Source organism: Bradyrhizobium sp. MI1.7 (assembly GCF_055811795.1).
Genome location: NZ_JBVVPO010000033.1, coordinates 34,626 through 47,885, shown reverse-complemented (window position 1 = coordinate 47,885; position 13,260 = coordinate 34,626). Strand labels below are relative to the sequence as shown.

The 13,260-nt window shown below is 61.4% G+C and carries 12 protein-coding genes and 1 pseudogene; 5 read left to right on the top strand and 8 right to left on the bottom strand.

Annotation, left to right across the window (positions count from 1 at the left end; all coding sequences use genetic code 11):
• Position 1 precedes the first annotated feature (1 nt).
• The 3 genes from AC0L3X_RS26790 to AC0L3X_RS26780 all read right to left on the bottom strand — a co-directional run bounded on the left by AC0L3X_RS26790 (position 2) and on the right by AC0L3X_RS26780 (position 2,795).
• On the bottom strand, positions 2–1,102 hold the full coding sequence (locus AC0L3X_RS26790) for a CgeB family protein (RefSeq protein WP_473316990.1): 1,101 nt from the start codon (positions 1,100–1,102) through the stop codon (positions 2–4).
• On the bottom strand, positions 1,099–1,626 hold the full coding sequence (locus AC0L3X_RS26785) for a histidine phosphatase family protein (RefSeq protein ID WP_473317001.1): 528 nt from the start codon (positions 1,624–1,626) through the stop codon (positions 1,099–1,101). The genes AC0L3X_RS26790 and AC0L3X_RS26785 overlap by 4 nt, the downstream gene beginning before the upstream one ends.
• Before the next feature lie 68 nt (positions 1,627–1,694).
• The gene (locus AC0L3X_RS26780) at positions 1,695–2,795 is read right to left on the bottom strand and encodes an inositol-3-phosphate synthase (protein ID WP_085400107.1); all 1,101 of its coding nucleotides are present in this window, start codon (positions 2,793–2,795) and stop codon (positions 1,695–1,697) included.
• A gap of 337 nt (positions 2,796–3,132) precedes the next feature.
• Between AC0L3X_RS26780 and AC0L3X_RS26775 the strand changes: the two genes are divergently transcribed.
• Positions 3,133–3,429: a hypothetical protein gene (locus AC0L3X_RS26775; protein ID WP_245344024.1), complete on the top strand. Its 297-nt coding sequence runs from the start codon at positions 3,133–3,135 to the stop codon at positions 3,427–3,429.
• Between the two features lie 24 nt (positions 3,430–3,453).
• Positions 3,454–4,368, top strand: coding sequence for a glycosyltransferase family protein (locus AC0L3X_RS26770; RefSeq protein WP_085400104.1), 915 nt, complete (start codon positions 3,454–3,456; stop codon positions 4,366–4,368).
• Between the two features lie 4 nt (positions 4,369–4,372).
• Here the strand turns inward: AC0L3X_RS26770 and AC0L3X_RS26765 are convergent, their stop codons facing one another.
• Positions 4,373–5,155 carry a Crp/Fnr family transcriptional regulator gene (locus AC0L3X_RS26765; protein WP_085400162.1) on the bottom strand — a complete coding sequence of 261 codons (783 nt, stop codon included), beginning with the start codon at positions 5,153–5,155 and terminating at the stop codon, positions 4,373–4,375.
• A gap of 203 nt (positions 5,156–5,358) precedes the next feature.
• Between AC0L3X_RS26765 and AC0L3X_RS26760 the strand changes: the two genes are divergently transcribed.
• Positions 5,359–5,529 (top strand): hypothetical protein, encoded by a 171-nt coding sequence (locus AC0L3X_RS26760; RefSeq protein ID WP_354100372.1) that lies wholly within the window; start codon positions 5,359–5,361, stop codon positions 5,527–5,529.
• A 48-nt stretch (positions 5,530–5,577) separates the two neighbouring features.
• Here the strand turns inward: AC0L3X_RS26760 and AC0L3X_RS26755 are convergent, their stop codons facing one another.
• A complete protein-coding gene (locus tag AC0L3X_RS26755; protein ID WP_354098515.1) occupies positions 5,578–8,949 on the bottom strand; it encodes a CheR family methyltransferase in 3,372 nt (1,123 codons plus the stop codon).
• Positions 8,950–9,137: 188 nt separating this feature from the next.
• On the opposite strand from AC0L3X_RS26755, the gene AC0L3X_RS26750 reads away from it, so the two are divergent.
• Entirely contained in the window at positions 9,138–9,563 is a 426-nt protein-coding gene (locus AC0L3X_RS26750) for a DUF6894 family protein (protein ID WP_354098514.1), read from the top strand.
• On the opposite strand, the gene AC0L3X_RS26745 is transcribed toward AC0L3X_RS26750, so the two are convergent.
• Positions 9,560–10,393, bottom strand: a complete 834-nt coding sequence (locus tag AC0L3X_RS26745) for a Crp/Fnr family transcriptional regulator (RefSeq protein WP_161495791.1) — start codon at positions 10,391–10,393, stop codon at positions 9,560–9,562. The genes AC0L3X_RS26750 and AC0L3X_RS26745 overlap by 4 nt on opposite strands.
• Before the next feature lie 479 nt (positions 10,394–10,872).
• Positions 10,873–11,747, bottom strand: a pseudogene (locus AC0L3X_RS26740) (manganese catalase family protein).
• 308 nt (positions 11,748–12,055) lie between these two features.
• Here AC0L3X_RS26740 and AC0L3X_RS26735 point away from each other — a divergent pair.
• Positions 12,056–12,226, top strand: coding sequence for a hypothetical protein (locus AC0L3X_RS26735; RefSeq protein WP_473316988.1), 171 nt, complete (start codon positions 12,056–12,058; stop codon positions 12,224–12,226).
• Between the two features lie 167 nt (positions 12,227–12,393).
• Here AC0L3X_RS26735 and AC0L3X_RS26730 read toward each other — a convergent pair whose 3' ends face one another.
• On the bottom strand, positions 12,394–13,242 hold the full coding sequence (locus AC0L3X_RS26730; RefSeq protein ID WP_085400097.1) for an MBL fold metallo-hydrolase: 849 nt from the start codon (positions 13,240–13,242) through the stop codon (positions 12,394–12,396).
• Positions 13,243–13,260: the final 18 nt, after the last annotated feature.

Sequence of the window (13,260 nt, the reverse complement as noted above, 5' to 3'; positions counted from 1 at the left end):
TCTAGGCCTCCTCGGTTTGCCGGTGGCGCATACCGGACGCTGCGCGTTCAAGCAGCGCGACGAGCTCGTTGGCGCGCTTGTCCGACGTGTGCTGGTCCATGGTTCGTTCGCGCCCACGTCGCGCGATGCGCTGCAGCTCGGCATCCGGCAGCGCAAGCGCGGCAAGGGTGTCATCTTGATCCGTCGCAAGCAGGATCTCTTCGCCGGGGGAGAAGAACGTTTCGATGCCGACCCAACTGTCGCTGAGGAGAGGAACACCGCAGGCAGCGGCCTCGAACAGGCGGCCGGATGGGCACCACCCCATTTCCGCCATCGCCCGGCGCGTAACATTAAGTGTCAGGCGGGCCGAAGCGAAGAAAGCGGCATGTTCGGACGGCGGGAGATGCCGGACGAAATAAATGTTCGGGGACCATGGGAAATCGTCCGGATACTGGGCGCCGCCGATTAGAAAGCGCAGGTCGTGCCTGACACGTGCGGGTGCCACAAACAACGCTTCGAGCGTCCGCTGACGATCGTCGGAATAGGTTCCGAGATATGACAGATCGGCACGGTAATGCAGCTGCGGTGGGACCGGCCGGTGTACGTCGGTATCGACATGACCATAAAGCGGCTCGATGTGACGCACGCCGAGCCTGGAGCGGAATTCATCCGAGATTTGCGGACCACCTGTGAAGCTCAGGACCAGGTCGAAATCCGCAAGGCCGCGCGGGCCGATGTACGCCGCTGTCTCTCCCGCGACGATCTTCGACAGCGTCACGGGCGTGTCGAGGTCGTAGAACACCGGAAGGGCGCGTCCCTCCAGGAGGATCAGGTCGGTTGCCGCGATTGCGTCAGGACAATAGGACGTGACGATCGCGACGTCCGCGTCGCGCAGATCTTGCTTTGCGACCGGGCGGACGGACTCCCAATCCGAGAACAGCTTCAACTCACCGCCCGGCAGTTCGCGGACATCCCGAGCCCCGGCATAGTACGGCAGGTCGCGCTCGAAAAAGACGATGGTGTGCCCCAGTCGCACCAGGTGCTTGCAGAGGCCCCGCCACAGGGTAGCGTGACCGTTGCCCCAGGAGGAGGAGATGGTCAGCCCGAATATGACGATCTTCACGCTCTTGCCCGCTGATTCATTCCGGTGATCTTGAATTTGTTGCGATCGACAGTGAGCGTGCTGACGCTCCCGGGTTCGATCTCGACCGAGAGAAAGTGGTCGAGCTCAATTCCCTGGTAATGCAATAGCGCTGCACGGATCGGCTCCGCATGACTGACGACGACCACCGTCTCGCAACTGGAGTCGCTCCGCAGTTGCTCGAGATGGCCGACGACGCGTCGCTGGAGGGTTCGCATGCTCTCGCCGCCGGGCGGCCGGCTCGTGCCGCGTTGCGTATTCCAGACCGACCATCGTGGATCCTGGGCGAGCTCGTCAAACCGTCGTCCGGTCCAGTCGCCGTAGTCCAGTTCATCGAGAGCAGGCACGATCTCGACCGCGAGAGAGTGATGCGCGGCCAAAATGCACGCGGATTGCAGGCAGCGGCGCTGGGGGCTCGATTGGACCAGGTCGGGACGTGGATTGATCGCATCCGCGCAATGCGCGATCTGCTCACAACCAAGCGCGTCGAGCGCGACGCCTCTCATCCGACCGCACAGGGTGCCGCCGAGCAGGGCGTGATGACCGTGACGCACGAGATGTATGATTCTCGCCATCACGCGTAGGCCTTGTTGTCGATGAAGGCCCGGGTGCGGCGCCCGGCTTCTTCATCGGTGAACTGCTGCGGCGGCGACTTCATGAAGTAGCTCGAAGGGCCGGTCAGTGCGCCCGCCATGCCGCGGTCCATGGCGAGCTTGGCGCAACGCACGGCGTCGATGACGACCCCCGCCGAGTTCGGCGAATCCCAGACTTCGAGTTTCACCTCGGCGCTGAGGGGAACGCCGCCGAAAGTCGTGCCCTCCAGCCGGATGTAGGCGAGCTTCCGGTCCGTGAGCCAGGGGACGTGGTCGCTCGGCCCGACATGGATGTTATCGGCATCCATGGGAACGTCGAATTGGCTGGTGACGGCCTGGGTCTTCGATATCTTCTTGGATGTCAGCCGTTCCCGCTCTAGCATGTTCTTGAAATCGGTATTGCCGCCGACGTTGAGTTGATAGGTGCGGTCGAGGCGGACGCCGCGGTCCCGGAAAAGATTGGCGAGCACGCGATGAAGGATGGTGGCGCCGACCTGACTCTTGATGTCGTCGCCGATGATGGGCAGACCGGCTTGCTCGAATCGGGATCGCCAATCCGGGTTGGAGGCGATGAAAACGGGGATGCAATTGACATAGCCGCAGCCAGCCTCGATCGCCCGGGCGGCATACCATTCGCTGGCGCGCTGCGAGCCGACCGGAAGATAGGACACCAAGACGTCGGTGCGCGACATGGCGAGCACCTCCGCAACGTCCGCTTCGGGCGCATCCGAAACTGGAATGTCGTCCTGGAGATAGCGGCCGACGCCGTCCATGACTGGTCCGCGCCGCACAATCACGCCGGTTGAGGCAACATCGGCAAAGCGATGGGTGTTGTTCGGCTTCGCCCAGATCGCCTCGGAAACATCGCGTCCGACCTTATGGGCGTTCACATCGAATGCCGATGCGATCTGAATGTCGCTGATGTGATAGCCGCCGACATCCACATTCATCAATCCGGGTACCGGCTCGTTCGACGTTGCATTCCGGTAGTAGGAGAGCCCCTGGACCAGGGAGCTCGCACAGTTGCCGACGCCGACGATGCCGACGCGTACACGTTGCCTGTCTTGAAGACGTGAATGCATGAACTGATGCCCTCCGGAAAAGCAGCGCGGCCAAACGTAAGTAGATCGGCGAACGTGCGGAAGGTATGTTCGTTCCTGTGTTGGCCATGCTGATGCATCAGGATGCCCGCCTTGAGCGCGACAACAATGAATAAGCTTAACCTGGATTAGAATCCGCGCGCACCTTCCAGGAACGATCTTCTACCTGGTTGAAGAACAAGAAGAAGATGTCGAATGTGGCAAAGCCCTTCGGCACTGAACTATCGTCGACAAGAACAAATCCTGCCGCCCGACGTTCAGCGAAAGCGGACGAACTCGACTCTCTGTCGGGTTCCGATGGAAACGAGGAGGGTATCGGATGAACACAAGTCATTCAATGACGCACGGCAGCGAAGCGCATCACACCACCGACCACGACGTCATCCGGAAATGGGCGGAAGAACGCGGTGGCAAGCCGGCAACCGTAAAGGCGACCGAAGAGAATGGGCATGCCGGCATCCTGCGGATCGACTTCGATCCCCCGGATGAAGGTCTCGACCGGATCGGCTGGGACGAGTTCTTCGAGAAGTTCGACGATGCCGGCATCGCATTCCTTCACCAGGACCGGACCAAGGATGGCGAGCTAAGTCGTTTCCACAAATTCGTCAGGGCTTAGGGGAATGGTCCCGAAGTGGGCGTCATGAACAGCTGGACGCAGGCGATGCGTGCGGGGGATTTCGCGCGCGCCTGGGCCGTGACCGATCGCGATCTGGCAGCGCTTGCTCGCGCGCCCAAGCACGCTGGTCCGCGCCATCTGCAGCGGATATGGCGCGGCGAGGAGTTGGCGAACAAACGCGTGCTGGTCCGTTGCTATCACGGCCTCGGCGACACCATCCAGTTTCTCCGCTTCATGCCTGCACTCAGGATGATAGCGCGTAGCGTGACGGTCTGTTGCCAGGCCGAGTTATTGCCCGTTGTCGAACGGGTCGAGGGTGTCAGTCTCGCCATTCCGCTTCATGAAGAGGCGCCTTGCGCCGAGTTCGATACCGATATTGAGATCATGGAGATACCGCATGCGATCAGGGCTGGGCGTGCAACGGTCGAAATGCGGGCGCCCTATCTGACGCTGCCGGCAGGCAGCGTGTCCTCGCCGCAGCTCAAACGTGGCGGTCTGACTGTCGGGTTGGTCTGGGAGGTGGGGGCTTGGGACAAGCGACGTGAAGTTCCGCCGGCCCTGTTGACGCGCCTTGCCGGTGAGGGCAGAACTTTGTATTCGCTTCAGCGAGGGGGCGGCACTGAGCGACTTCCCGAGACAGTCGCGCGCGACATCAGCACGCCTGACATCGCGGCACTCGGTCATCTGATCCGACAGCTAGACCTCGTGATCTGCGTTGACACCATGGTTGCGCATCTCGCGGGAGCGCTGGGATGCGAAGCCTGGGTAATGCTGCACGCCGACTGCGATTGGCGCTGGCCGGCATCCGGCTCTCGTACGTTCTGGTACCCGACCCTGCGCCTTTTCCACCAGAGGACTGCAGGCGTTTGGGACGACGTCATTGAAGAGGTGCGGCAGATGCTACTCGACCGCGCCGAGCTGTGGCGGCGAGCCGGGTGATCCGTCACGCGACCGCCGCGCCTGTCGATACCGGCTGGCACTGCGACGGCCGCGCTCTGTGGGCGAGAGGCCGGCTCCGCAGATAAGCCGGGTCGAAGCCCGCGAGACGGACCAAGCCCGCCCAGTCCGCGATCGTGATGAGTTTTCCGTGCCATCGCAGAAGGCCGCGCCGACGCAATTCCTGAATGGTGCGATTTGCGTGCACGGGGGAAATAGCGCAAGCCGCAGCGAGGTCGGATTGCGTGAACGGCGATGCGAGGTTGAGGTCCCTCGCAAGCCCGACCGCCTGGAGACGCGCGGTGATTTCGCAGACCAGATGGGCGACTCGCACGAGTGCATCGCGGCTGCCGAGGTTCAACGTCCAATCTCGCTGGATGGCGAGGTCCGTGAGTTGCATGAGAAGCAGCGCGCGAGACATTGCCGCAGACTTCGCGGTTAGCTTGTGGAAGAAGTCGTGAGGCACCAAGGCAACGACGGCAGATCCGAGCGCAATGAGATTGCCTTCGGCGTGCGGTTGATAAAGCGTGTGCAGATCTGGAACATCGCCGGGAACATGTATGGACGTAATTTGTCCATGCTGGCCTTCGGCGATGTACCTGGAGAGGTAACCTTGAAGCACAACGCAGCAGCGGTCTGTCTTGTCATGGCGCCGCACAACCGGCTGGTGAGCTTCGATGCTGGCGATAACACTCGGCATGTCCGCCAGCAGTTCAAGATCCTGGACGGTCAGATCGGTCAGACTCGCTAACCGGTCTGCGAGCTTGGAGAAGGCGAACCCTGCTTGCATCGTGCGCGTCCATGAGACGTTGTCCGTTCCCATTTGGCGGACGCCGACGAAAGATGCATTAACGTTTGATATGCTCCGCCGCAGGCGCATCGCGCAACGGATCGAGCGCTTTGCTGGATAGTTGGTCGGTTCGGCACATCAGGTGTGGCAGCCGGGGGCAGCCTGAACGGCATACGACGTATACGTCGTTTGGCTGATCCAAAATGAAACGCCGATTCACATATATTGATGTTTCCTCGGCCCAAGCTGTCAAAGCTCTTTCAGTTTGGAACGGGGAAGATGGCATGGACAGCGTGGAACGCATATTCATCGGCACTGCCGTCGCCGGCTTTCTGGTGATGCTCGCCGCGATCGTTTGGATGATGATCACATAACTTGAGCGTCGTTTAGAACCGGTTCCAGAAGCGTTAAGGCTCCTTGTGTCACTCGCCTGCTTCCTGGTTCGCGGCGACATCGATTGCCCTCGGCAGCGGCATTTCGATCTGGCATGAAATTCCATCTTCGCCGAACCGAAACTCGGTTTTCGCGCCCGAGGTGTGTGCAAGCGCCCTTTCGATCAGGTTCCGTCCAAATCCCTTCTGCGCTGTCTTGGACAATTTGGGAACTCCGCTCTCCTTCCAGGTCAGCAGCAGATTTGGGGCGCTCCGGCCGTTGCGCTGAACACGCCAGGAGACATCGAGCCGGCCTTGGCCGTCCTTGAGAGCGCCATGCTTGACTGCGTTCGTTGTCAGCTCGTGCAGAGCAAGTCCGATCATCTGGACGAGTTCGAACCCCAACGGAACCGCCGGCCCGGAAACCGACACCTTGTTGTCGGCGGCCCCAACCGCTTGCAGTTCCGAGCGGATAATGTCGCCGAGATCGAGCTGGTCGTCGCTCGCCTTGGTGACGAGGCTCTGGACGCGGCCGAGGGCCGCTAGCCGGGTCGAGAATTCCTGCAGGGAACCGCCGTTCCCGAGCGTTTGTTGAGCAAGCGCCTGGACAATCGAAAGCAGATTGCGAGTCCGGTGCTGTAGTTCGGCAATGAGAACGCGCTGCCTTGCCTCCGAATGAGTCAGGCTCGTGACGTCGATGAAGGTCACGACGACGCCTTGGATTGTCCGATCGCCGTCGCGGTAAGGCGCCAGCCGCACCAGATAGTGCGGACCTTGTCCTTCGCCGCCGACCCTTCTCTCAATTGGGTCCGCGCCCGCGAAGACCTTGGCGATATCTTCCGGAAAGCCGGTGAGGTTCAACCGGCTCGAAAGATCCGTGATCGGCCGTCCCTTGTCGGTCGGAAGGATATTGAACACCTTGGTGACCGCAGGGGTAAAACTTCTAATGACGAGCTTCCTGTCCAGGAAGATGGTCGCGACGTCCGTGCTTTCGAACAGGTTTTGCAGGTCGCTGTTGGCCCGGTCCAGCGCGTCGACCTTGCCGTGAAGCTCGGCATTGACCGTATGAAGCTCCTCGTTGACCGACTGCAGCTCTTCCTTGGAAGCCTCCAGCTCCTCGTTTGTCGACTGCATCTCTTCGTTGACGGAGACGAGCTCCTCATTGGAGGACTTCAACTCCTCCAGCGCGGTCTCGTATTCCTCGATCATGGATTGCAGGCGATCCCGGGTCTCACGCAGCTCGCGCTCCAGGTGCGCAGCCGAGTCGCCATGACCGATCTGGGCCCGGTTGAGAGCCTCTTCGCGGCTGAGCACGGGGCCCTGGTCGGCGAAAAGCACCAACAATAGCGGCTCGCCGCTGCCAACATCGTCCAGTGGCCCGATCGTCAAATTGACGAGCTGAATCTCGCCGTCCTCGGTGTCGAGTGATACGCCATTGCGCGTGGCTATTCGCCCGGTCTCGATCGCTTCCCGGAACAGCGTTCGCAGATCGAGTCGGAGGCCCTTCCGTGCCATCGTCAGAAGCTGCCGCGTCGGGGCTCCGGCAGGTGCTTCCAGGTATTTTCCGGTCCGGCTCGAGTAGTAGACCACATCGCCATCGCGATTGACGACGACGTGTGGCGGAGCAAACTGCTCGACGACGTGTTCCTCGACGGCCTGGCGCAACGCAAGGCCAACGAGCGGGTGCCGCCGTGGAATGAGGTTCGTGGCCGGCCCCGGCCGGGCGCCATGAAGGGCAAGGGGAAGCCGTTTCGGCGCGTTGGAATCGGAGCGGCGGCGGAAAATCCGGTGCCGCTTTTCGATCGGCGCGAACAGATCTGCGAACTGGCTGGCATTCTCTGCCGAGCCGAGGAAAAGATAGCCGTTCGGGCGCAGTGCATAATGGAATGTCGGGATCACCTGATTTTGTACGTCCGCGCCGAAATAGATCAGCAGGTTGCGGCACGACACCAGGTCGATGCGCGAAAACGGCGGGTCACGAATGACGCTGTGGGGAGAGAAGATGCAGAGGTCGCGAACATCCTTGGAGACGACATAGCTGACGCCGTCCGACACGAAGAACCGCTTGCGGCGTTCGGGCGACACGGTGTCGAGCAGCGGGCCCGGGTAGCGGGCGGCTCGTGCCACCGAGAGCGCCCGTTCGTCAATGTCCGTCGCAAAGATCTGCACCCTCGGTACGGCCGTCAACGTGTCCATATGCTCGCGCGCTAGAATTGCGATCGAGAAGACTTCCTCTCCGGTCGCGCAGCCCGGAACCCAAATCCGGACCGTGTCGTCGGCGCCCAGTCCTTCGAATATTTTGGGTATGACCGAAGTTGCGAGCGCCTCGAAGGCAGCCTCGTCGCGGAAGAAGTTCGTGACGTTGATGAGCAGATCCCGGAAAAGAGAGCTCACTTCTGCGGGTTCCTGCCGCAGCCGCTCGACATACGCCTCGATGGTCGCGAGCTGCGTAACCTGCATGCGGCGCTGGATGCGACGAACGAAGGTCTTGGTCTTGTAGCCGCTGAAGTCGTGCCCGATCTGGTTCCGCAAAATCGCATAGATCTCCGGCAGGAATTCTCCGAGCGTCGGCTGCTCGGAGTCTTCTGGCGTGTCGATGATCTGCTCGAGCAAGTCGTTGCCATGGACGAACTCGACCAATTTGGGCCCCATATCCTCCGCCGGTATCGCGAAGTCGATCAGGCCCGAGGAGATTGCGGCCTCCGGCATTTCCGGATGTTGTGGGCCGAAGCCGTCGCCGACCTGCGCGAACGTGATCCCGCCGCGCTCCTTGATCGCCTTGACGCCGAGCGTGCCGTCCCCGTCACCGCCGGAGAGGACGACGCCACCCGCGAGCTCGCCGATATCCACGGCCAGCATACTCATGAAAATATCGATCGGCTTATGCTGACGGTAGCTGCCGCTCTTTCGGAGCGTCAGCCGGCGGTCTTTGATACCCAGAATGGCCTTGGCCGGCATGACGTAGACATGGTTATTCTGGACATGGATCGCATCTGCAGCCACGTGCACCGGCAGCGTCGTGTAACGGGTGACGATTTCATGCAGAAAGCTTTCTCGCTCCGGACTGAGATGGGTCACGATGACCAGCGCGAGACCCGGCTCGGGAGGCAGGCCACGAAAGAACCCCTCCAACGCTTCGATTCCACCTGCAGACGCGCCGACACAGATGATCGGAAAGGCATCCGGTGCAGTCATGGCTGTGGGCCCCATGACGTCGCCGCCGTACCGTTCGTTCCGGCGCGTGATATTCCTTGCCTCGCAGGAACGAACTCGGGCGCAAGCCGTGATCGTGACGTCGCTTCCGTGAGCAGACGAGATGCGGCTCTGACTTCGAACCTCCCGAGCCGGCCCGAACCAAATTCGCCTGCAAAGGACACCGCCAAAATGTGATTGTTGGGCATTCGACCTCCGCAGCGCTGACAATCCGTGCTACCCTCGCACCAATCAGAGGAGTGTCAAGAACGGTATCGGACGCGGCCCTTTCGACCGGCATTTACGGCTCCTGTAGCGGTTCTTACAATCGAGGTTTCAAGAAAATATATTTCAGGTTTAGGCACAACACTCAGACCACCGCGTTATGGCGAATCGATGCCTCGCTGAAGGACGTCCTGATGCCGCGTTTCTTTTTCGATTTCACCTCGGGGAGAACCATTGAGTCGGACAATATCGGGACGGAATTCCCCTCGCTGGAGGAGGCCTATCTCGACGCGTGCCGTTCCGCTCTGGAAATGTCCTTTGAGAAGCTCCGCGTGCGCTGCGATCCCAACCTCGATTCGGTGGAAATCCTGGATGCCGAACGAAACTCCCTGATGCAGGTGCCGTTTTCGGACGTTTTGCGTCCGAAGCCGCCACGGCTGCCTTCGGCGCAGGATCTTTGCAATCAGCAGAGCTGCAGCCAGCTCATTGAGTCCTGTAACCAGCAACTGGTCCGCGGCAGACATCTCAAGGCTGAAATAGGCGAGGAATTGAGAAAAATGCGAACGACGTCCAGCGCCATCCGCGCAAATCTGGAACGTCTGACCAGGTCTGCCCGCTAGCCGCAAGTCCCGTCAGGCACTGCGAGGTAAGCGGGGTCGAATTCCGCAGCCTGATAAAGGCCTGCCCGGTCACGGATGATAAGGCGGCCTCGGCTGAGATCAACCAGCTTGCTGCTACGGAGTTGCTGCAAGACCCTGTTGACGTGAACGGTCGACAATCCAAGGATATCGCCAAGCTCGCGCTGGGTGAGAGGAAATTCGAAATCGTCGGATTCCCTGTGGTTGCTGCCTGAGCGACAGGCGATCTCACACAGGAGGTGAGCAAGACGCGCTTCCGCCGGCTTGCGGCCCAGCCAGATCAACCACTCCCTTTGAACCGACGCCCGCCATGCTGTCGCGCGCCATAACCCGCGTACGATGGCTGGATGCAGTTCCAGGAGCGGGCGCAATTCGGCGGCTGGAATGGACAAGACCACAGCCTGCGAAAATGTGCTGATCGAAATTCCGGCCCGATCCAGAACGAAGTCTCCCGGATTAAGCGGATCGCCGGGCAGACATATGGACACGATCTGCTGACCGCCGTCTTCCAGGGTGCGGGTGGCACGCGCGACGCCACTGCACAGCAAGAGCAGGGGTACGGAAGTTTCGCCTTCTTCGACTATGATTTCGCCCTTTGCGAGATTTCGCAGCTGCGAAATCGAGAGCAGCGCTTGCTGCTCCGCGACCGGCAATCCCATTCGACGCCTCAAAGCGGCCAACAGGGGAGTTAAATCGAATGCTGACAATTTGGGTGCCAGTGCCGCCGCCGCGGTCTCGGGCGGCATTGTTGCGGTGCGATCCATCCAGGCCCGCAGCGTGGCGTAGAAGTCCAGCAGCGCTGCTTCGTTCAAAAGCAGTCCTCTGAGATGTCCGTCCTTGGAACTGGCCAGGGTCCGCCGCTCGGAGGCAAGCTGTCGAAGCTCTCCGTAGGAGCGGGTTTGGAGTGTAAGGCGGTGTAGCATTGCCGAAGCCCTCTAGGCGCTAAAACGCGATACCCCTTTTTCGGGTTCCGCGATGTTCAACCGACATCGAACGGTTCAACCGAAGCGGGAGCCGCTTTTTTCGCCGGCGGCCCCACCCCGCCGGTTTGTCTCGTGAATTCAAGGGATTGATCGATGCGCGCAGTGAGATTGCCCCGCAAGCCCATTCCTGCAGACCTCGATCAGAGGTCGCTTGAGCGGCTCAGGCAGATCTTGCCAGGGTACCGACCGATGGCATGGGTGGAAGAAGTAGGAACCGTCGGCGGCCGCGTGGAGGCGGCCGGTCGCGGGAGCAGGATCATCGGCTAAGTTGCCGGTGGATCAGCGGGAAAGACTTGCTCTCGTAGACCTCACGTCAGAGCATTCGTCACTGGCGGCTCTTTCATCTGTTCGACCTGCGCGCCGCTGTCGGGCCGGGCGGGTCCGAGGACAGGCTCTTGGCCCAGTGGTTCAAATCCGGCGCGGAAGCTGAATTCGCCCTGACCGTCGATCGAGGGTCCCTCGCAATAGCGGCCCGGCTGGATTGAGGCTGCGTCGCGTTCGGTACCCCTGAACATGTAGCTAAACTCCGTCGCTTCCTTGCTCCGATCGAAGCTGTTCGGAATCGGGAGCGCTGCATCGGCACCCATCTCCTCGATCACCGCGAGCCATTGCTGCTGGTGCATGGTGTCGCGGGCAATGAGATAGCTCAGCATGTCCTGCATGCCCGGGTCGCTGGTGGAGTTGTAGAGCCGCACCGCAAGCGTACGGCCCGTGGATTCGGCCGCGACGTTGCAGTACATGTCGGCCGCCAGATTACCGCTCGCATAGATGTGCGAACAGTCGAACGGCACGCCGTCGCAATTGGCAGGAAATGCGGACAAGCCGGTCGAAAGAATGTGCCGATGCAGCATGCCTTCGACCGCTCGCCGCCGTTCATCACCGCGCCGACCACGGGATTGGCTTGCATCGTGGTCTCCTGCGTCGTTACGGGCGCATCCTCCAGGTTCAGTGCAACAGCGGTGGCCAACATCTCGATATGGCTGATTTCTTCCGTCGCCGTGTTGAGAAGGACGTCGCGATATTTCGCCGGTCCGCGAGCGCCCCAAGCCTGAAAGAAGTATTGCAGGCAGACCCGGATCTCTCCTTCCACGCCGCCGATCGCTTGCTGCAGCTGGCGAGCGACGATCGGATCCGGTTTCTCGACCTTTACGGGATATTGCAGTCGCTTGTCGAAATAGTACATGCGCATCTCCTTTTTTTTGCAAATCCGCAATGAGCACCCGGAAGCTGCGTTCCTAATCTTTCGCCGCAATCATTTAGAGGCGTTCGAGATTGGCGCGCTTCTCGGAAGACGTGAATAAAAAACAGATGGCCCCGGCGGGGAGACGAGTCCGCCGAGGCCGCTCTTGCCACGCGCTGGTCGAAGCGACGGCCCTTCAATCTCGCGCGATCGGCAAACCGTCAGCGCCGAGGCGCGGCTCCATTGGAAGGCGGAGTTGTCTCGTTGCGCATGCCGGGAGGACTGGAGGCACCCTGGCCGCCACGTTCGACGTGTGTAATACCGCCGCCGCCAGCGCCGCCCGCTCCTGCACCAGCTCCGCTGCCGCCGGCTCCAGCTCCGCTGCCTCCGGCACCGGCGCCACCACCAGCGCCACCGGCCCCACCGCCAGCACCACCACCGGCACCGCCGCCCGCGCCTTGCGCGAATGCGGCGCCCACTGACGTGCCGGCCAACAGAGCCGCTACCGTGATCGTGAAGATTGTCTTACGCATGTCATTGCTCCTTTAGTGGTTGAGTGTGTTCGTCCAATCGAGTCCGGCTGCAACCGTTCCTATGAAAATGCCTCGCATGAAGTGATCTGCCGGTCGCAACGTCATCGGTGCTGTTTTCAACGCCTGTGCGTGGAAGGGACAGCGACGCTCTTGAAGTTCTCGGCAAGAGACGTGAGCGCCGCCCGCATGTCCGGGCCTTGCAGGGCAGCGCCGTGCCCGGTCACGACCACTTCCGGTGAGAGTGCGGCAAGTGCGCGCACCGAGGTCTCGGCGCTCGCCCAATCGGGCGTGAAGTACATCGGAGGTCCGTGCATTTCCGGAGCCTGCGTCACCGCCGCGTAAACCGATTCCTGACGCGTGGTGATGAATACGTCTCCCGCGATCAGGAGCCGGTCGCGTTCGCGCCAGAGTGACACGTGACCGGGTGTATGCCCGGGCGTGTGTATCCACTTCCACTCGATCAGGAACGGCACGCTGTGATCCGCCGGAAGGTCGTATAGCCTCGAGGCGACGTTGACCGGCTTGGTCGGGAACAGTGGCGAGAGCCGGGCAAGGAGCCCGCCGCCCACGCTCGGATCGGCTGGCGGATAGGACTGCGTGCCGTCGAGATAGGGATGCTCGGCCGAATGGGCATAGACCGGCACATCCCATTCGTTCGCCAGTGTCTCAAGCGCACCGACATGATCGAAATGGGCGTGCGTCATGATAACGCATGCCGGTCTGCCGTACGCGCCAAACCTCGCCCGGGCGGCGCTCCGGATCGCCGGGGCCGAGCCTAGAATGCCAGCATCGACCAGAACACAGTTGCCGTCGCCGGCATTCTCGTCCCCGACGAAGACGACGTTGACGATCGCGAGTTGCCTGTATGCGACATCGGACACGATCTCGCGCGTGTTGTCGTTGCGATCACGGTCGGCTCGCGGGTGCTTCGCGCCGGCCTCGGGTGAGAGGGGTATCTGCGTCATTTTCTTCCTTCCTCATGG